Genomic DNA, 18,918 nt, shown 5'->3' on the forward strand with positions numbered 1-18,918 from the left:
GGAAATCACATCCAAACTTTTGCAACCCCAACAACGATTTTTTTTGAATTTTCAGCCATAAAAAAAGTTTATTGAAACAAAATTCAATAAACTTTCTGTAACATCAGTAACAATAGGCGTTACAAAGAATTTTGCCAACTATTTTTGACTATTAAACCATATTTTTCAAAATTCTTTGTTCCAGATACAGGCACAGACCACAAAAATGATAGAAATAACTGAAAAGACTGTTCTGATATTATTCAGAAAATTCCATTTGTTTTCAAAGCTCTCCCGCATCTGACTGAAAATCATCCTGTCAGAGCAGTGAGAACAGCAGCAGTAATGATCAATACCAATATTGTCATTTTCATATCATTTGATTTTTTTCGCCAGAGAATGAAATTAATAGGGATTCCATTTTTTAATGATATTCTGGGCAGTAAGAATCATTTCAGCATCCCAGCTTTCAGTTTTAAAATAATAAAAATCCAGGTCTTTAATGGTTTCAACATCTGCATTATCATAAAGAAGTTGGGTAAGCCTTGATTGTTCTTCATATAAAACCGGGTCTTCCAAAGGTTTCTCCGAAAGTTCCACTTTCATCTTGCTCCAGTTACTTTTTTCTTTCCCATTCAACTCTGAAGTTTCAATAATGGTCTTAACTTTACTAAAATCATCCAGGAAGTGATCTCTTTCTTCGTCTGTTTTTAAAGTATTGCCGAGTCTTTCAATGATTATATATTCAAGATTTTCGCATTGTGTAAGTACAGATGGCAGTACAAAAAGAATATCCCGAGGAATAACATCATCATGAGTATCTCTTCTCACCTGTTTTTTTCCATATACACTATCCTGCCAGCTTCCTCCCGAAAGATGAATTTCCTTAACTTTATCCAGCGGGTACAAATCAATGATCTTCTGCATCTCTAATTCAAAATTACAGGATTGACAGTAAATATTATGAAGATCAAGAATTAGAAATCCATTAGTACCTTCCGTGAGCTTGTCAAGAAAAACACCTTGTTCTTTCACATCATCAATGGAAAATGAAAATGCCAGATTTTCTATCCCCACGGGAATATTTACGGCTTCCTGCAGCCTGTATAATCTGTCTTTTCCTATTTGTAAAGTTTTGGGGTGTAAAGATACCGGCAACGGTACTCCCTGATGAAAATTTTCGGTATTCATAAAACCAAAATGTTCCGTGATATGATTGTATTTCCGCAGATTAACTTCTTCTTTTAGTTTTTTCAGCCATTCTTCCTGTCTTTCCGTCCACCTGGCATCAAATAAAGAGTAGTAAACCCCATGTCCTATCAAGCGGTTATTTTCAGCGTAAAAATTCAACAGATCCCTAAGCCAATCCGGTTCATTGGCATAATAAAGGGTGTCAAAAGACCACTCCATCACGTCGATGGAATTGTTCTGCAACAATGGCAAAACAGCAGAAATAAAATCCGCTTCTGCCATCATTGATACTCCTAACATTGGTTTTTTCATCTTCTACCCCATTCCGCAAGCCGGGCAGCCATGTCCACGGAGCACAAGTGTATCTTTTTTAACAACCGGCTTGGGTGTTCCTGGTTTTTTCTTTTCAACCGTATCTGTAGAAGTGGCTTTCTTTGCTTTTTTAACGGACTTTTTTGTTTTACCTTCCGGTTTAGTAGTCTGCGCAGATACACTCACCGCTAATAAACTTGCCATTAATATTGCTGGAATTTTCATAATTTCTTTTCAAATCAATTTTACAATAAACGTTCCATTTATAAAAATACAATAATAAGAAACGTTTTGATAACAATTATCAGAAACTATTTTATACTATAATAATTTCTTTATCTATATTTAATGCTAAAATAAATCTGGATATGAAAAATAGTCTGATTAAAGCTGTTTTCCTTGGATTGATGTTATCTGCACACAGTATCGACGCACAGGTTCAGGCAGTGGACAACAGCAAAAAAATGGAATGGTTCAACAATGCAAAACTGGGTATTTTTATTCATTGGGGAATCTACTCTGTCAATGGAATATCCGAATCATGGTCCTTCTTCAATAATTATATTAATCACGAGAATTACATGAAACAGCTGAATGGTTTTTCAGCTTCAAAATACCAACCCGAACAATGGGTAAATCTTATTAAGGAATCCGGAGCAAAATATGCTGTCATTACAACAAAACATCATGACGGAGTTTCACTGTGGAACTCCAGAGCAGAAAAAGCGACAAGCATCCCTCAAAACGCTCTGGCAAAAAAGGATGTTTTAACCCCATTTGTTTCAGCTCTGAAAAAATCAGGATTAAAAACAGGACTTTATTTTTCGTTGCCGGATTGGACTCATCCATATTATGATATCAATACCCGGACAAAAAAACGTTACGAATTTAAAAGTGATCCGGCACGCTGGCAGAATTTTATAAGCTATTATCAGGATCAGCTTAATGAGCTTTCTAGACAATATTCTCCGGATCTTCTTTGGTTCGATGGAGACTGGGAACATACTTCCGAAGAATGGAAAGCTTCTCAAACCCTGGATTTACTCAAGAAATACAATTCCAATATCATCATTAATTCGAGGCTTAACAATCACGGAGATTACGATACTCCTGAACAGGGTATTCCTGTTGTCCCACCACAAAATCCATACTGGGAGCTTTGTTACACTATGAATGATTCCTGGGGATATCAGCCTTTTGACAAAAATTATAAGACACCCAACATGATTGTAAGAACACTTGCAGATGTGATCAGCATGGGAGGGAATCTTCTGCTTGATATAGGACCCAGGTCGGACGGAACCATTCCGGAAGAGCAAATTGAAATTCTTAAAAATCTGGGGCGATGGACTTCCAAAAATCAGCATGCCATTTATGAAACCACCCGAGGTATTCCTTTTGACAATTATAAAGGAAAATCTTCTTTATCAATCTCCAAAAAATCTTTATTCCTTTATCTGGAAGAAGCCAAAAACTTTACAAAAATCTATGGAGTGACAACAAAACCTATTTCCGCAAAAATCCTGGGAGATCCATCTGCTGTTATCACAATGGCTTATAATGCTGAAAAAACACTGACACTGAATTTCTCCAATGTAAAATTTGACAAAGATGTCACCGTGGCAGAAATTACTTTTGAAACACCTCCTGCATTTCTGAAAGATTTTAAGAAAGAAGATCATCCTCTTTCCGAAATACTGGAAAACAAAAATACCCGGGAAGCAGCCTATGATATCGCCAATGCTCTGAACTATGATCAAAATTTACTAACGCAAAAAGGTCTTACCCATGATGGTCTCGACATGAAAATTAAAAAAACACCTAAAACAAATCCAGAAACCACAGAATGGATAAGCAAACATGCTGAAACTTTATTTGAGACAGGAAAAGGACTTCCTGCTGGTCATTACTCAGGAATGAGCGCTCTGTCAAAAGACAAACAGACTCTTTATCTTTTTGTGGAAGGAGTGCCTACCGGCCCTATTGCTCTGAAAGGAATAAAAAATGAGATTGCCAGAATAAGAGTGGTTGGTGAAGGCACTATGCTGCCTCATACCATCTACAATAAACTGTACTGGAGCGACAGACCGGGAATTATTTATATTGATGTTCCAAAGGAAAAACTTGATAAACAAATGACTGTCATTGCTGTTTTACTGAATAAACCTATGGAACTCTACAGAGAAAATGTGGGAGCTATTGAAAACAACCTTTAATAAATGAAACACCCATTCATATCAAAACAAAATCCGGAGAAATCTCCGGATTTTTTATTTTGTAAGATGATTTTCTTAGAAAATCTCTCTTCCTGAAAAATGAAACTGAGCTTCGATTAATGCATTCTCATCAGAATCAGAACCATGAACCGCATTTTCTCCGATGCTTCTTGCAAACATTTTTCTGATAGTACCTTCTGCAGCTTCTGCAGGGTTAGTAGCACCGATTAATGTTCTGAAGTCTTCAACTGCATTGTCTTTTTCTAAAACTGCTGCAACGATAGGACCAGAGCTCATGAATTCTACTAATTCTCCATAAAATGGTCTTTCAGCGTGTACTTCATAGAATTTTTTTGCATCAGCAACTGTAAGCTGAGTTAATTTTAAAGCTTTGATTTTAAAACCTCCTTCAGCAATCTTACCCAATATAGCACCGATATGTCCGTCTGCAACAGCATCAGGCTTAATCATAGTGAATGTAATGTTAGACATAAATGTATATTTTTTTAATGGCGCAAAATTACAAAAAATATCTTTTATTTTTATTTTAATTTTTTTTTAACATAAAAATAACTTTTATTAAGAAATTGTAACACAAACTTTGGCACAGTAATTGTTTATTATTTTTCGATTCTCATGTTTAATTTGAGTTTTCATGGTTATTAGTTTTTACCCAGCTTCGGCTGGGTTTTTTATTTTCAAAAAATAGTAGTTTTTTTTTATTAATTATTTAATTTTATATCTAAAATCGGATTATATTTAATGATTTTCTACATTTTATTTCAATTAGCAAAATAATTTCATTTTTTGAAAATACAATTTCAGAATTGGCAAAAATATGACAAAAGTGGAGTTATCTGCCAAAATTGTAAACCTGAAAAGTAGAGTTATTTAAAAACGAATATTTTTTGGTCTTAAATAAAAAAATATTCGCAGTAAATAATATCCTTTAAAAGCAAGAAGGTTTGAAATCTTAACAAGGGTTTATTTCAGTAAAATAATTTTTAAAACAAAAAAAGAGACCATCCAATGAGAGTCTCTGTATATTTTATTTATAACGAATACATCAAAATCATTTCTGCAGCCAGAGGAAGTTCGTCATTTATCTAATCAGTCTGTAACGGTTAAAATAAAAGATTTTATTGATTATTTTTGAGAAGCTTCTTCTGCCTCATCCATCAGTTTAATATAAGTAGCGTAGCGGGAATGCTGAATCTCCCCTGTCTCAAGAGCATCAATAACGGCACATTTCGGTTCATTGATGTGAAGACAATTGTGAAACTTGCACTCTTCTCTCTTCTTGAAAATCTCGGGAAAGTAATGCTGTACTTCTTCTTTTTCAATATCAATCATTGCAAATTCACGAACGCCGGGAGTATCAATAACGTTTCCGCCAAAATGCCAAAAGTGCATCTGTGCAAAAGTTGTTGTGTGCTTTCCTTTCAGGTGAGTGTCTGAAATTTCAGATGTTTTTAAATTCAGTCCTGGCTGCAGAGCATTCACCAATGTAGATTTTCCACAGCCTGAGTGACCGAAGAATACAGAGGTTTTATCTTTAAGAATCTCCTGAAGCTGATCCAGATTCAATTTTGAATAGGACGAAATTTCCAAAGTATTATATCCAATTTCCTGGTATAGGAATTCAATGTCCTTTACAATTTCAATTTCTTCTTCGTGTAAAACATCGATCTTATTAAAAAGAATGAGTGGAGTAATATTATAAGCTTCACAACATGCCAGAAACCTGTCCAGAAATCCTAATGATGTTTCAGGATGTTTCAGGGTAAAGATAAAGCAAGCCAAATCAATATTGGACGCAATAATATGGGCTTCTTTTGAAAGGTTTACTGATTTTCTGATAAGATAATTGGAGCGCGGTTCAATTTTTGTGATCCATGCGATATCATCCTGTTCCAGTTGAAACTCAACAAAATCTCCTACAGCAAGTGGATTGGTAAGCCTGGTTTTTATCAATTTGAATTTTCCCCGGATTCTGGCCTCGAAAATTTTATTAGTTTCCAATTCCAAAACCTGGTACCAACTGCCTGTAGATTTAATGATTTTTCCTTTCATAGATAATGCTGGTGCAAATATACGCAATTAGGGCTTAGCATTCAGGAAATAGGTTTAAAAACACATGTTTCAATTGCCCTAAATACCAATGCATAAGCCCTAATTTGTATTTTTTCTAAAATTTTGGTTTTAATTTTCAGGAATTAAATCAAAATCCCAATCTTTAAAACGCGCTGCAATTTATCTTTTGTCGATCATAATATTATTCTGAACTTCAATAGACTCTTCGTGAATAGCTTTGAATACTTTTTCAATGAATTCCTGAGACATTCCTGTTTCTTTTGCTTTTTGAGTAGCGTATTCTGTGATTACTTTCCAACGTTCAGGCTGGAAGATCGCAATGTCATTTTCTTTTTTAAGCTTACCGATCTTTTCAGAAATTTTCATTCTTTGAGAAAGAAGTTCAATTAACTGGAAATCAAGATCAGAGATCAAAGTTCTGTGTCTTCCCATCTCTCCTTCAAAACCTGCAAGATTAGAGCTTCTCACTTTCAGATTTCCGATAAGCTCTGCAAGAACTTCAGGAGTAATCTGCTGGGAAGCATCGCTCCACGCTTCATCAGGATTACAGTGTGATTCAATGATTGCTCCCTGGTATCCTACGTTAAGTGCTTCCTGGGTGATATCCGCAAGACCTGTTCTGTTTCCGCAGATGTGAGAAGGGTCGATTAACATTGGAATGTTGGGAAACTGGCTCTTGAAATCAAGGGCAATCTGCCAGTTCGGGTTATTTCTGTATTTTGTTTTCTGGTATGTTGAAAACCCTCTGTGGATTACGCCCAGGTTTTTTATATCCTGTCCTAAAAGTCTCTCCAAAGCTCCGATCCATAATGCTAGATCCGGATTCACAGGGTTTTTCACAAACACAGGCTTATCTGTTCCTCTTAAAGCCATTGCTATTTCCTGTACTGTAAAAGGGTTCACTGTAGAACGTGCTCCAATCCAAAGAACATCTACATCTGCTTCCAGAGCTGCAAACACGTGGTGTGCGTTGGCTACTTCAGTTGCTGTTTTAAAACCATACTCTTCTTTTACTTTTTTCAGCCAGTTTAAACCAATCACTCCTACTCCTTCAAAACCGTTTGGTTTGGTACGGGGCTTCCAGATTCCTGCACGGAAAACGGATACATTAGCATTGGATTCCTTAATTCTCCTGGCCGTTTCAAGCATTTGAGCTTCACTTTCCGCACTACATGGTCCTGCAATCATTAGAGGCTGTGTAAGCCCATCGATCCACTCATTTTTTAAATCATTTAAATTCATTATTCTAAATTTTTGTTGTTTTTTTATATTATTTATTCATTGACAGCAATAGCCCTTTGGATTATAAAATTTAATTTATAATTCTTTTCAAAAAATGCCGTTCAAAACTGTTTAAAGGAATCAGGAAAATAATAGGGCTCTACTTCTCCTGTATTTTTTGGAAAGAAATTCAGTTAACAGTACCAATAAAATCGGTAATACGTTCTGAAATTTCTATAATAAGAAGCAGAAAAACTAAAATAACCGCTAAAAAAGTAATTAGCGGGTGCAAAAAAAGACTGATATGTGTTAATCAATTTTTCCATTCTATTCTGGAAATGTCTTGTTTCAGCGTTTCTGGTTGTAATTTGTTTTTGTCAAAAACTTATTTCTGACAGAAATATTTGACAAATATATAAAAATTATGTCAAATCAAACTTCATTAAATCATCAAGATCTTTCAAAAGCGGATTTTTTTCTATAAATTTTTCAAATAGTTTTCTCTTCGTCACTACCTCAATCTTCAGATTATCAACGTCTCTGAAGTATTCTACTTCAATAATATGATTCTGAATTTTTCTTTTAAAATGATTAAAAAATTCTCCACTTATTTTATCAAATTCTACTTTTGCAGAATCTGAAGGGAATAAAACTTTGATTTTATGCTCTCCGGCTTTTTCCAGCTTGAAGGTTTTTACTGCATTGAAAACAAAGTTATTTTTTACCTGGAGCTGTTTAAGCATAATTTTCCATTCCATCTGCAGATCAGTATCTGTAAAATGGTTTTGGGGAAGGTTTTCAGTTTTCACCACAACATTCTCTGCTGTTTCAACTTTATCCTCCTTATTCAGGAAAGAACTGATACTAAAACCAGAAGAAATTCCTTGTCTTGATAATGGTTTGGTTGTTTTTGCCTGAACTTCCTGAGAAGCAGCAGATTGTTGTTCTGCTTTAACGTCTTTCTTCTCCGGAGTTTTTTCCGGCATCTTCACCTCCTGTTTCTCACTGAGAAACGGAGCTAGTATCAGGAATTTTTTTTTTTAGTATCGCCTAAATTAGCTGTCAGTGAAGCCAGCTGCATTAATGCAATTTCAACCGTAAGTCTAGGGTTTTTGGAATTTTTATAATTAATATCTGCATGATTGCAGATTTCAATACCATCAATAAGCTGCTGGGCGGCCCATTTCTGTCCCTGCTCTACAAATCTGGCCTTGGTTTTCTCTCCTACTTCTATGAGTTCCATTGTGGAAGCATTCTGTGCCATCATCAGATCTCTGAAATGATTTCCTAATCCGGCAATAAAAATATGAGGATCAAAACCTTTTTTTACAATTTCATTAAATGCGAAAAGCACTTCAGGAATTTTATTTTCCCTGGCGAGATCCACGATATTGAGATATTGATCATAATCCAGAATATTCAATACCTCGGCGGCTTTGGCCAGTGTAATATTTTTCTGGGAGAAAGTAGAAAGTCTGTCGAAGATGGAAAGTGCATCTCTTAATGCGCCGTCGGCTTTCTGAGCAATCAGATACAATGCATCATCTTCATACCGGATATTTTCTTTTTGGGCTATGTTTCTCAGATGATTCTGAATGTCTTCAATGACAATTCTTTTGAAGTCATAGATCTGACAGCGGGATAAAATTGTTGGTATAATTTTATGTTTTTCCGTAGTAGCCAAAATAAAAATGGCATGAGCAGGCGGCTCTTCCAGCGTTTTAAGGAAAGCATTGAAAGCGGCAGAAGACAGCATATGAACCTCATCTATGATATATACTTTGTATTTACCCACCTGAGGTGCAAAACGTACCTGATCTATAAGTTCTCTGATATCATCTACAGAGTTATTGGATGCTGCATCCAGCTCATAGATATTATAAGCAAAGCCATCTTCTGAAACCGAGCCATCTTTCTCATTGATCTTTCTTGCCAGAATTCTTGCGCAAGTAGTTTTACCCACACCACGAGGACCGCAAAAAAGCAATGCCTGAGCTAATTGGCTTTCTTCAATTGCATGTTCTAAAGTATCCGTAATATGGGATTGCCCTACAACCGTATCAAACTCCTGAGGACGATATTTTCTTGCAGATACTATAAAATTTTCCATTGGCCAAAAGTAAGAAATATAGTTTTAATTTGAAAATTAAAAGTTTTCAAATATCAACAAAAACGTATTTTTGCTCAAATCGGAAAACTTTTAATTTCTACTTTTTTTTGCTGTATGCAAAGTCGATCAACTCAACAATAGCGCCTTCAATCTCTTTTCTTCCTTCTTCGGTCTTCAGGTCAATACCGCAGAACTTATTGGCGTTGTATCCTGTATAAAGATTAAGATAGTAAGCACCGGAAACTATTAAAGCCATAATTGCTCTATGCCTTGTTGCTACCCCTTCTCCGAAATAAGGATCTGAGATGTTTCCAAATAAGACTTCTCCTACTTCTTCACGCTGCTCAACCAGTTTCTTAAGAATAGGCTTACTTTCTGAAAGCTCCCAAAGGATAATTTTCTGAAGTTCTTTATTTTTCTTCAGGTTTTCGAACTGATTAAGTACCACCATTTTGGTAAGTTCGTGTCCACCATCAGAGAAATCCATATCAACATCCTGGTTGACCTGGCTCCAGTAATCCTGAGATTTGATATACTCATCAATCAGCTTATCAGTACTTCCAAAGTACTCATAGATTAATTTTTTATCAAATCCGGCTACTGCGGCAATTTTACTTACTTTCAGTCCGGAGTATCCTTTTACTCTTAAAATTTTACCAACTGCAGCAAGCAGTTTCTGTTTTGTTTTTTCTTTGTCCCTAATGGGGCCCTGCACTACTTTTCTAGGCATAATTATTATTTTTTCGCAATATGCAATTTTTTATTTATATCATCAAACGCATTAAGCGTTTTGTCGAGATGTTCTTTTTCGTGCCTTGCCGTTACACTCATCCTGATACGCGCATCTTTTCTTGGTACAGCCGGATAAAGAATCGGATTGGTATAGATTCCTTTTTCTATTAGTAGTTTTCCGGCTTCTCCTGTTACATAGGGATCTCCAATTTTTACGGGGATAATGGCAGAGCAGGTAACACCGGTATCTAATCCTAAATCGTCAAGTCCTTTTTTGAAATAATTGATGTTATCCCAGAGTTTTTCTCTCCAGATAGGTTCTTCGTCAATTAAATCAATGGCTTTAACAATTCCTGCGGATGATGGTGGAGCTGTAGCTGAGAAGATCTGCTGTCGTGAATGGAATCTGATGAATGCAGCTATTTTTTTATCTGCAATGACATATCCTCCAAGGTTTCCGAATGTTTTGCTGAATGTACCTGTGATGATGTCTACTTTATCCAATAAACCAGCCTGTTCCAAAGTACCTCTTCCGGTTTCTCCAAGGATGCCGACCCCATGTACGTCGTCTACCATCAGAAAGGCATTATACTTTTTCACAAGGTCATAGATCTCATTAATACGGGAGGTATCACCATCCTGGGAATACACTCCATCCACAATAACGAGTTTCGTACGGTACAGATTTTCAGATACCTTCAAAATGTGTTCCAAAGATTCCAAATTATTGTGCGGAAATGTTTTTTTATTAGTAAAAGCACATCCTTCGTGCACGCTGGCATGTACAGCCATATCTAAAATAGCCAGATCTTCCTTTTGCATTAAACATTGTAAACTCGCACTATTAGCAGTATAACCTGTTGTAAATACTACGGCTTCATCTTCTGTTCTTTTAAAGAAACCTGAAATTTTCTTTTCTAACGCATTGTGGTAATCAAAATAACCGCCGATAAGAGGGGTTGCCCCAGTACCGGTACCATATTTTTCTATTCCCTCAATGGCAGCTTGTTTTACTTTCGGGTGCTGTGTAAATCCCAAATAATCACTTGATACAAAACTAACAAATTCTCTGTTATGGTTTGCAATATTTACATTCAGTATTGCATTGGTTCCTGAAGTATTCTTCAGTCGGTAATTCATGTGTCCATTAGACTTTACATAGTCTAAATATTCATAAAAAATTTCAGCCCTTTGAGCCATATTATTGTCTGGTATATTCTCAAAGTCTTTGATAGTTGCTGTTGTGAAATTGATGCTCATCCTTAATCTTGTTTGTTGTGGTTTTAAAAAACAAATATATAACTATTTAAAGGGGTTAAGCTCCCTTACTAAGATTAAATATTATTAAAGACACAATAATTTATTCTTATACTCTGGAAACCAAACTCAATTGTATATACATGTTTCTTTTTAACATTTATCTTTTTGAATTAATTAGTTTTTTCTTACCTAAATTTAATAAAAAAAGTAAACAATAAAGAAATATTAATAAATAAATAATAAAAAAAGACAGTTATTTTTCACAACCATCTCATTTATAAAAGATTATTTTCCGGTAATTTTAACATTATAATTCACTAAATTGCCTTTTACAGCAGGAATTCAGCACGATTAAATCCCTACCCAGAGACGAAAAGGGCATCGAAACTCCTGTGGCAGGAATTTTAAAGAATAAAAACAGTCAGTTCAGACGGTATGGGAATCTCTGAATTTTCCAGGAGTGTAACCAGTCATTTTTTTGAAAAATTTTGAAAAATTGGATGGATCGTAAGTAAAAATACGGGCAATTTCTGCTACAGATTTATCCGTAACAATAAGCATATGTTTGGCTTCCCCGATAATTTTTTCATCATAAAAAAAACAGGGATGCTTTCCGGTTTCTTTTTTAATGGTATCGGTAAGATGTTTGTGAGAGACAGCAAGTTTTCCGGCAATTTCATTCAGTTCCAGAAATTCAGGGGCTGTTCCCGAAATAACCTCATGGATATGTTGGTCTAAAAAGGTAAAATACTGATGGGTAATTTCTTCACTTCTTTTCATCATGTATGGTTCTTGCTAATGTGTATTCAAGATATAAAATTAAATATAAGATACAAAATAATATGGTAAACTTTTCGGATGTTTCAAGCTGAATATTTAAAAAAAACTATCTTTAAAAGCCTGGGTAGAATTTTTCACTTTCAACTTTTCCAGGATATTCTGACGGCGCCTGTTTACGGTATTGATGCTTATAGAAAGAAGACCTGCAATTTCTTTACTGGCATATCCCTCTCCTAAAAATTTTAAAACTTCCAGTTCTCCTGGGCTTAAAATATTCTTATAATCAAGTTTATTTTTCACCACCACTTTCCCTTTTATTATATTAACAATCATGAAATCGGGAACATTAGATGAAATCAGAGCCATATGATAAAGACAGAGAGCAAACCTCAATCGTCCGTTATCAGGTGAATAAATATAAAACATATGATGTTTTACCCATCTGTATGCATGATTTTTATCTTTCATTCTGATTTTTGAAACGACACTATATCCCGTCCGTTCCTGCGTTTCCAATGTATCTTTTTTTGATTAAAAAGATATCCTGAGTGTTTAATAACAAAAAAGAGACTGTTTACTTTTGTACAGTCTCTTTTGTTTTTGAGATAAAAACCGTTTGTGTTCTTAGAATCATTATTTTGACAATAAATCTTCTTAATTGCTGCGAGAATATTTTTGCAAAAATATGAATATCCATAAGCCCTGACAAAGCTATCATGTAGAATAAACCGTCTTTTTTTTGTCGAATTTTTACTACAAAATCATTTAAACAAAACTTCAACTGTTAATCAAAAATTGATAAAATTATTCAAACACAACAATAATTTTTGTTCATAAAATTCTAAAAAAAGCCACAAATCCAGTACAATACTAAGATCTTTAGACGAAAACTTACAATGAATACGGCATAAATTTATCACATATTATTGAAATACGACAAGATTGAAAAAAATTTTGAATCTCTTATTGTCTGCAATACATGATAAAACTTACAGAAAACAGGATACTCAATACCAATTTATCTCCATAATTTCACTATTTTTACACGATCAAAAAATATAAAACACAAAAGACCAGAAAACTTCAATGATAAAAATTTATTCTCAATCGTTCCTACCCTTAAAAAAAACATTGACTTGTACAAATACTATTATTAACCGTCTTCTGCATTAGCAGCAGATATAGATCAGTTTTGCACATATATGAGAGTTTGGGTATTTATTTTTGCTTGTATTTATCTAAATATTTCCGGGCAGCACTACACCTCTATGTGGTACAACATAGACAACGGACTGCCGCAAAGCAGTGCAAAGGCCATTGTAAAAGACAAATATGGCTTCATTTGGATTTCTACTGAAAACGGACTCGTACGGTTTGACGGAAGTTCATTTATTACCTTTAATAACTTCAAGGTAAATAATCTACATTTTGGTGAATTTATAGGAGATCCGTGTCTTGACAGCATAACAGTTCTTAATAATTTCCAGAAAAATAAAATTATTATTAAAAACAGGTTTCCCAAACTGGCAGATCTTACTGCCGGTGATAAAATGACCTACTGCAGCGGTAATGATATTCTCCACCGCATTGCCAATAATATCATTACCTCGGATTTCTATAATGACATCCAATATTTTATTCAGCTTAAAAATTCTGTTTATCATTTTACAGAAAAGAATGCCATCATCTATAAGGAAGGAAAAAAGGAAATAAAAATTGTCCTTCCTTTTACCAATGAAGATCTGAATTATATTTTTGTACTGAATAATCACCTGTTCATCAATGATCTGAAAAAAAGAAAAACCTACTCCATCTACAAGGGACGTCTTTCTGTTTCTGATCAACCTACACTTTTTAATCACCCAGACACTAAAATATATTGGCAACAGATTACCAATCAGACATTTATTATCAACCATGATAATATTTACCTTTTGGAAGGAGATGAAAAGGATCTCCGTTTGAAATTTCTTGTCAATTTTGAAGAAATCGGCAATCACTCTTATTGCTCTATGTATTATGATGAGAGTTTCAATAAATTGTATCTGGGAACTCTCAATAACGGACTGAACGTACTTCAACTTTCCAATTTCAATGTTTCAAGGAAAAATGCTGATTTCTCAAGTAATGTATATTTTGCATCTCTCCCTTTCAGTCAAAATACAATTATTGCTGAGGATGGTACAGAATTCGGAAGAAATGGGATTGTAAACAACCATTTTTTCGGAAACAATGACAACTATGTGATGATGTATGATAATTCCGGAAACATTCTGATCAGGAAACGAAACCGTATTATCAGGTTTTATAAAAATTCTGGATATAAAAAGAAGGATTCATCTTTTGTAAAAAAAGGACTCGAAACATTTATGAAAAGCGGAAACCTTTATGGAACAACCTTTACAGATCTTTCAGGAACAAAGCTTCATCTTTACAGAAAAGATATATTTAGCCAACCGGATTTCACCTATACTTTTAAAAGTTTTATCAATACTTTTTATCAATACAATGAGAATGAAATTCTGACAGGAAACAGTGACGGACTTTATTCCATAGCATTGGCAAGCAATACTATAACTCCATTAATTAAAAACATCAATGTCAAAAGTATTATCAGAACAAAGGATAATCTGATATGGATTACTACCAACAAAGACGGATTTTATCTTTTCAGGAATCACCAACTTATCAAGATGCCCAACGACATCAATGACTATCTCCAGTCGGCTCATTATATTCTTGAAGACCAAAAGGGATATTATTGGATTTCTTCAAATAATGGGATGTTTAAGGTCTCTAAAAAACAATTGCTACAGTATGCAGAAAACAAAAAAACTGCGGTTTTTTATTATCGCTTCACTAAAAAAGACGGCTTCCTGACCAATGAATTTAATGGAAGTTCAGAACCCAATGCCTACGCTCTTGAGAATGGGGATTTTGTATTTCCTTCAATGGACGGTTTTGTGTTTTTTAACCCGGAAAGTATTCAGACTTATTATCCGGGAAGAAATAAGATTTACATTGAACGGGTAAAAATAGGAAATTCTGAGCCTCAGTATTTTCACCAGATTCTTAATTTGAAAAATAATTACAAAACTGCAGATATCTTTATTGATATTCCTTATTTTTCCAATCCTGAAAATCTTTATATTGAAGCAAAGATATCAGGAAAAGAAAATACTGAATGGGAAAAGATTGCAACAGGAAAAGAATTAAAATACACGATCAGCAACCTTTCTCCCGGTGATTATACTCTGAGTGTAAGGGTATTGATTTCTGCAGATGGAAGATATGAAGAAAAGACTGTACGCTTCAAAATTCAGCCACTTTTCTATCAGACCTTGTTATTCAGAGTATCTGCTTCCATTGTTATTCTTATTTTGATTATCATCATCGTTCAGTTAACCACCAACTTTCTAAGAATAAAAAATAAAGCTTTAAAACAGATTGTTCATAATAAAAATTCTGAACTGAGAGAAACCTCACTTCACCTGGAGGTTGTTAAAAACAACCTGCAAAAAGAAACCGAATATCAGAAAAAACTGGTGGAAACCATCAGCCACGATATCACCACTCCGATCAGATTTATTGCTATGCTTTCTCAGAAACTTCATGAATCTGATGATGTGGAGCTTCAGAAAAAATACTTTGACAGTATTTATAAATCTTCCGAACAGCTGTATCAGTTTACCCTGAATTTGAAAGAATATACTGAACTTTATAAAGCTGAAAATATTTTTGAAGAAAATGAATATCCAATCAACAGAATTCTGGAAATCAAGAATAAATTATTCTGTGAAATTGCAAAAGAAAAAGGGACTGTCATTACCAATCTTACCAAAGAAATCGTATATTCTAAAGTAAATGAAAGTATTTTAACAGCCATTATTCATAATATTCTTGATAATGCTGTAAAAAATACCTTTGAAGGAAATATAACCCTTACGGTTACAGAAAATTTACAAAAAACCACAATAATAATTACTGATACAGGAACAGGGATGTCTGAAGAGCAGATTTCTGTTTACATGAACCTGTTCAGAAATCCTACATTGGAAACACCTAGTTTTAAAGGAAAAGGATTGGGTCTGCATATGGTTATCCATCTGGTAAAAAAGATCAATGCTGAAATGAACTTCAGACAAAACCAACCTAAAGGAACAATTGTGGAAATAACACTCAATAAAAACTAATCTTTATGAATGAAAGAATTCTAATCGCTGATGATCATTATGTGGTAAGGGCGGGAACCTCTTTGGTTCTTGAAACAGCTTATCCGTTACTGAATATAGATTTTGCGGAAAATTATGAACAGGTGAAAAAGAAGCTGGAAGATCAACGGTATGACCTTATTATTTTAGATATTGATATGCCGGGAACTCAGTATAAGAAGATGGTTCCGGAGCTTAAAGATATACAGAATGACCTTAAAATTCTTATATTCTCAGGATATGACAAAGATGTTGCGATTCAATATATCAGAGAAGGTGCTGAAGGCTATCTGAATAAACAAAGTAGTGAAGAAGAAATTAAGAACGCTGTGAAAACAGTAATTGAGAAGGGATATTTCTACCCTGCAGAACTGATTGGCCTTATTATTCAAAACAAAAGAGATAATCCCGTAGAAAAGTTATCGTCCAGAGAATACGAAATTTTCAAACTTCTGGCAGACGGCAACGGCAATCTGGAAATTGCCAACAGGCTTAATATTCAGATGTCTACGGTAAGCACTTATAAAAAAAGAATTTTTCAAAAGCTTAATGTCGGAAATATTGCAGAGCTGATTAAAGTCTATGAAATGATGCATTAAGAAAATGGGGCTGAATTTCTTATCATTCCAGCCCCGGAAAAAACACAAATCTCATTAGATTTTTAAACAGCTAACCCTTTGATTTTATATAGTTTTATATAATCACTGCATTTTTAGAATCTTCGGACAACTTATTAGTACAGCCTCTGTACAGAGAGAAACAGCTCCCTTGTGTTATCAGAAGTATTGGAATCTGTGGTGGTAGCATCGCTGCTTCCCGCTGCAGATTTATTGTCTACACGAAATGCATAATACACTCTGTACCATCTTGGTTCCGGCTCTTGTATTGTAATATCAAATGTTACGGTCTCATTATGAGTCTGAGTAAGATAAACTCCATCATCAAACTGCCTGTAAGCTCCCGGTGATAATTTAATATTTCCGTTGTCAGAATCACCGGTATGGGTAGACATTTCCGAAACCCAGATTTTCACATCTGAAGTTCCTACATTATAAAGTCTGGGATTAAAAGTGGTAGCCGCTCCTGTTCCTGCTGAACTGCTGTTAAATTGGGCATCAAGTCTCAGGAAACCTCCCAGAACAGGAAGATCAGTAAGATAGGTACTGGCTAATGTGCTGGCTCCGGAAGGGCCTGCAGGAATACTTCCATGATAGTAGATCAGGTCTCCAATGGTAATGTCGTCATCTTTTCCTCCGAAAGCAAACTTCCAGGTAGTCCCGTTGAACATATAATAGCCGGCTTTATCTACTTTTGCTGTTTTTACAGAAGGGGCAGTTACAGCCTGCGTTACATAGACCAACGCTCCGGTCTGATCTGCCAGATACACATTATCTTTAGCTCTTAACTGATCTCCTGTCATTCTTGGAGCAATCACTCCGTCTGCCGCAGTAGCAACATCTGGTTTCCCCTCTACATGTAGCGTTACTTTAGGAGAGTCTGTATTAATCCCTACCTGGGAAAATACAGCTGCTGAAAAACACATCATTATGCTGGCAAAAGGTAATTTTATTTTTTTCATTTTAGTATATTTGTTTAAAAATTATTTGATTTATTTAAGAATTGAATAAATCATGCAGACCAATTAATCTATCATCAATCAGCCTATGTTGAGCTAGCTGGTGCAAAGTTATCTACATTAATAAATCAAATTCACGAATAATCAATGAAAAACCGGAAACAGTTTTACAAAACACAAACAACTAATAACCAACATATTAAATCAGTCATCTTTTGATATTTGACTTTTATAAAACATATTGAAATGATTTAAATTACCTACCGCCACAAATGATTACCGAAAAAGACATAAAAATTGAACAGTACAAAAGACAGCTGGTGTATTATTATAATATTCTGATGTCTGTGATTCTTGCCCTATTTGGATTGATATTTACCTTTATCATTCCGGATAAAATAATGGCATGGTATCTTTTTGGAGGACTTTTTTTACTGGTTTATACTTATCTGATTGTTCGTAAAACCTATTCGGTTAATGTAATGGTGCATTCTTACATTATTATTGCAACACTTTATAATTTTTACATCATGCTGGCTTTCTGGAACAATTCTATAGCAAGTTTTGTATGGCTTATTCCCATTCCTCTGGCAGCCTATGTCTTTTTTTCAAGAAAGTATGTATTTATTTACAGTATGTTTGTTTTGCTGAATATTATTATAGGATATCTTATTTCCAAAACCTTCAGTTTTAAATTTCCGATACACCGGCCTGAAGATGTGAGAATTACCGACACCATCCTTATGATTTCCAATGTAGCCGTAATATCACTCCTGCTCTATTTTAAGGATAAAATAAAACGAGTTGAAATTTACCATGAAATTGAAGAAAAGAATGCTAGTGCTGTAATTCAACCGGTTTCTGTGGCAGAGAAAGCTCCTTTTGCAGATGAACTGTTTGAAAAAATTGAATCTGTGATGAGAGAAAAACAGCTTTATAAAGACGTTAATTTTAATATTTCCAAGCTTTCCGCGGAAATAGAAATCAACAGTAGTTATATCTCAAAATCAATTCGTGCTAAAGGATATCCCAACTTCAATAATTATCTAAATATGCACAGGATTGAATGTGTAAAAAGACTTCTCAAGGAAAATGATCTTGAAAAAGTAACCCTCATGTATATTTATACTGATGCAGGATTCTCCAATCAGTCTACCTTCAACCGGGTATTCAAGCAGATGGAAAATATTACTCCTTCAGAATACATCAGCAGTTTGCAGCTTTAATGATTTGTTT

General features: G+C 34.5%; 16 protein-coding genes. 4 read left to right on the forward strand and 12 right to left on the reverse strand.

Annotated elements, in window-relative coordinates; all coding sequences use genetic code 11:
- Positions 1-384: 384 nt before the first annotated feature.
- Together C8D70_RS17525 and C8D70_RS17530 are read right to left on the reverse strand one after the other, a co-directional pair.
- Complete coding sequence (locus tag C8D70_RS17525; RefSeq protein ID WP_181416153.1) at positions 385-1,470, reverse strand: DUF692 family multinuclear iron-containing protein; 1,086 nt, start codon at positions 1,468-1,470, stop codon at positions 385-387.
- 15 nt (positions 1,471-1,485) lie between these two features.
- Positions 1,486-1,707, reverse strand: a complete 222-nt coding sequence (locus C8D70_RS17530; RefSeq protein ID WP_076594458.1) for a hypothetical protein — start codon at positions 1,705-1,707, stop codon at positions 1,486-1,488.
- Positions 1,708-1,850: 143 nt separating this feature from the next.
- Between C8D70_RS17530 and C8D70_RS17535 the strand changes: the two genes are divergently transcribed.
- Positions 1,851-3,698: an alpha-L-fucosidase gene (locus C8D70_RS17535; protein WP_110368166.1), complete on the forward strand. Its 1,848-nt coding sequence runs from the start codon at positions 1,851-1,853 to the stop codon at positions 3,696-3,698.
- Positions 3,699-3,773: 75 nt separating this feature from the next.
- Here C8D70_RS17535 and C8D70_RS17540 read toward each other — a convergent pair whose 3' ends face one another.
- The 9 genes from C8D70_RS17540 to C8D70_RS17580 form a co-directional block, all read right to left on the reverse strand.
- Positions 3,774-4,190, reverse strand: a complete 417-nt coding sequence (locus C8D70_RS17540) for a nucleoside-diphosphate kinase (protein ID WP_034687444.1) — start codon at positions 4,188-4,190, stop codon at positions 3,774-3,776.
- A 654-nt stretch (positions 4,191-4,844) separates the two neighbouring features.
- Positions 4,845-5,771 carry a ribosome small subunit-dependent GTPase A gene (rsgA, locus tag C8D70_RS17545; protein ID WP_110368167.1) on the reverse strand — a complete coding sequence of 309 codons (927 nt, stop codon included), beginning with the start codon at positions 5,769-5,771 and terminating at the stop codon, positions 4,845-4,847.
- A gap of 180 nt (positions 5,772-5,951) precedes the next feature.
- A complete protein-coding gene (locus tag C8D70_RS17550; protein ID WP_076594455.1) occupies positions 5,952-7,034 on the reverse strand; it encodes a chorismate mutase in 1,083 nt (360 codons plus the stop codon).
- 401 nt (positions 7,035-7,435) lie between these two features.
- Complete coding sequence (locus C8D70_RS21130) at positions 7,436-7,999, reverse strand: hypothetical protein (protein ID WP_228408059.1); 564 nt, start codon at positions 7,997-7,999, stop codon at positions 7,436-7,438.
- Between the two features lie 38 nt (positions 8,000-8,037).
- Positions 8,038-9,123 carry a DNA polymerase III subunit gamma/tau gene (gene dnaX, locus C8D70_RS17560; RefSeq protein ID WP_076594454.1) on the reverse strand — a complete coding sequence of 362 codons (1,086 nt, stop codon included), beginning with the start codon at positions 9,121-9,123 and terminating at the stop codon, positions 8,038-8,040.
- Positions 9,124-9,220: 97 nt separating this feature from the next.
- Complete coding sequence (locus tag C8D70_RS17565; protein WP_047375406.1) at positions 9,221-9,853, reverse strand: TetR/AcrR family transcriptional regulator; 633 nt, start codon at positions 9,851-9,853, stop codon at positions 9,221-9,223.
- A 5-nt stretch (positions 9,854-9,858) separates the two neighbouring features.
- Complete coding sequence (locus C8D70_RS17570) at positions 9,859-11,115, reverse strand: aminotransferase class I/II-fold pyridoxal phosphate-dependent enzyme (protein ID WP_110368168.1); 1,257 nt, start codon at positions 11,113-11,115, stop codon at positions 9,859-9,861.
- A 426-nt stretch (positions 11,116-11,541) separates the two neighbouring features.
- Positions 11,542-11,898 carry a helix-turn-helix domain-containing protein gene (locus tag C8D70_RS17575; protein WP_110368169.1) on the reverse strand — a complete coding sequence of 119 codons (357 nt, stop codon included), beginning with the start codon at positions 11,896-11,898 and terminating at the stop codon, positions 11,542-11,544.
- A 93-nt stretch (positions 11,899-11,991) separates the two neighbouring features.
- Positions 11,992-12,411 carry a response regulator transcription factor gene (locus tag C8D70_RS17580; protein ID WP_228408060.1) on the reverse strand — a complete coding sequence of 140 codons (420 nt, stop codon included), beginning with the start codon at positions 12,409-12,411 and terminating at the stop codon, positions 11,992-11,994.
- A gap of 752 nt (positions 12,412-13,163) precedes the next feature.
- Here C8D70_RS17580 and C8D70_RS17590 point away from each other — a divergent pair.
- Both C8D70_RS17590 and C8D70_RS17595 read left to right on the forward strand, forming a co-directional pair.
- Positions 13,164-16,088, forward strand: coding sequence for an ATP-binding protein (locus tag C8D70_RS17590; protein ID WP_181416154.1), 2,925 nt, complete (start codon positions 13,164-13,166; stop codon positions 16,086-16,088).
- A gap of 5 nt (positions 16,089-16,093) precedes the next feature.
- Entirely contained in the window at positions 16,094-16,705 is a 612-nt protein-coding gene (locus tag C8D70_RS17595) for a response regulator (RefSeq protein WP_076594449.1), read from the forward strand.
- Positions 16,706-16,839: 134 nt separating this feature from the next.
- Here the strand turns inward: C8D70_RS17595 and C8D70_RS17600 are convergent, their stop codons facing one another.
- The gene (locus C8D70_RS17600) at positions 16,840-17,685 is read right to left on the reverse strand and encodes a hypothetical protein (RefSeq protein WP_110368171.1); all 846 of its coding nucleotides are present in this window, start codon (positions 17,683-17,685) and stop codon (positions 16,840-16,842) included.
- A 269-nt stretch (positions 17,686-17,954) separates the two neighbouring features.
- Here C8D70_RS17600 and C8D70_RS17605 point away from each other — a divergent pair, with 269 nt between their 5' ends.
- Complete coding sequence (locus tag C8D70_RS17605) at positions 17,955-18,908, forward strand: helix-turn-helix domain-containing protein (RefSeq protein ID WP_076594447.1); 954 nt, start codon at positions 17,955-17,957, stop codon at positions 18,906-18,908.
- The last annotated feature ends 10 nt before the right edge of the window (positions 18,909-18,918 follow it).

The organism is Chryseobacterium sp. CBTAP 102, assembly GCF_003201365.1.
Classification (GTDB): Bacteria; Bacteroidota; Bacteroidia; order Flavobacteriales; family Weeksellaceae; genus Chryseobacterium; species Chryseobacterium candidae.

Excerpts from the sequence above, each read along its gene's own strand:
- C8D70_RS17595 (WP_076594449.1), top strand. The coding sequence starts at position 16,094 with ATGAATGAAAGAATTCTAATCGCTGATGATCATTATGTGGTAAGGGCG.
- C8D70_RS17600 (WP_110368171.1), bottom strand. The coding sequence starts at position 17,685 with ATGAAAAAAATAAAATTACCTTTTGCCAGCATAATGATGTGTTTTTCA.
- C8D70_RS17550 (WP_076594455.1), bottom strand. The coding sequence starts at position 7,034 with ATGAATTTAAATGATTTAAAAAATGAGTGGATCGATGGGCTTACACAG.
- dnaX (WP_076594454.1), bottom strand. The coding sequence starts at position 9,123 with ATGGAAAATTTTATAGTATCTGCAAGAAAATATCGTCCTCAGGAGTTT.
- C8D70_RS21130 (WP_228408059.1), bottom strand. The coding sequence starts at position 7,999 with ATGCCGGAAAAAACTCCGGAGAAGAAAGACGTTAAAGCAGAACAACAA.
- C8D70_RS17575 (WP_110368169.1), bottom strand. The coding sequence starts at position 11,898 with ATGATGAAAAGAAGTGAAGAAATTACCCATCAGTATTTTACCTTTTTA.
- C8D70_RS17530 (WP_076594458.1), bottom strand. The coding sequence starts at position 1,707 with ATGAAAATTCCAGCAATATTAATGGCAAGTTTATTAGCGGTGAGTGTA.
- C8D70_RS17535 (WP_110368166.1), top strand. The coding sequence starts at position 1,851 with ATGAAAAATAGTCTGATTAAAGCTGTTTTCCTTGGATTGATGTTATCT.
- C8D70_RS17565 (WP_047375406.1), bottom strand. The coding sequence starts at position 9,853 with ATGCCTAGAAAAGTAGTGCAGGGCCCCATTAGGGACAAAGAAAAAACA.
- C8D70_RS17590 (WP_181416154.1), top strand. The coding sequence starts at position 13,164 with ATGTGGTACAACATAGACAACGGACTGCCGCAAAGCAGTGCAAAGGCC.
- rsgA (WP_110368167.1), bottom strand. The coding sequence starts at position 5,771 with ATGAAAGGAAAAATCATTAAATCTACAGGCAGTTGGTACCAGGTTTTG.
- C8D70_RS17540 (WP_034687444.1), bottom strand. The coding sequence starts at position 4,190 with ATGTCTAACATTACATTCACTATGATTAAGCCTGATGCTGTTGCAGAC.
- C8D70_RS17570 (WP_110368168.1), bottom strand. The coding sequence starts at position 11,115 with ATGAGCATCAATTTCACAACAGCAACTATCAAAGACTTTGAGAATATA.
- C8D70_RS17525 (WP_181416153.1), bottom strand. The coding sequence starts at position 1,470 with ATGTTAGGAGTATCAATGATGGCAGAAGCGGATTTTATTTCTGCTGTT.
- C8D70_RS17605 (WP_076594447.1), top strand. The coding sequence starts at position 17,955 with ATGATTACCGAAAAAGACATAAAAATTGAACAGTACAAAAGACAGCTG.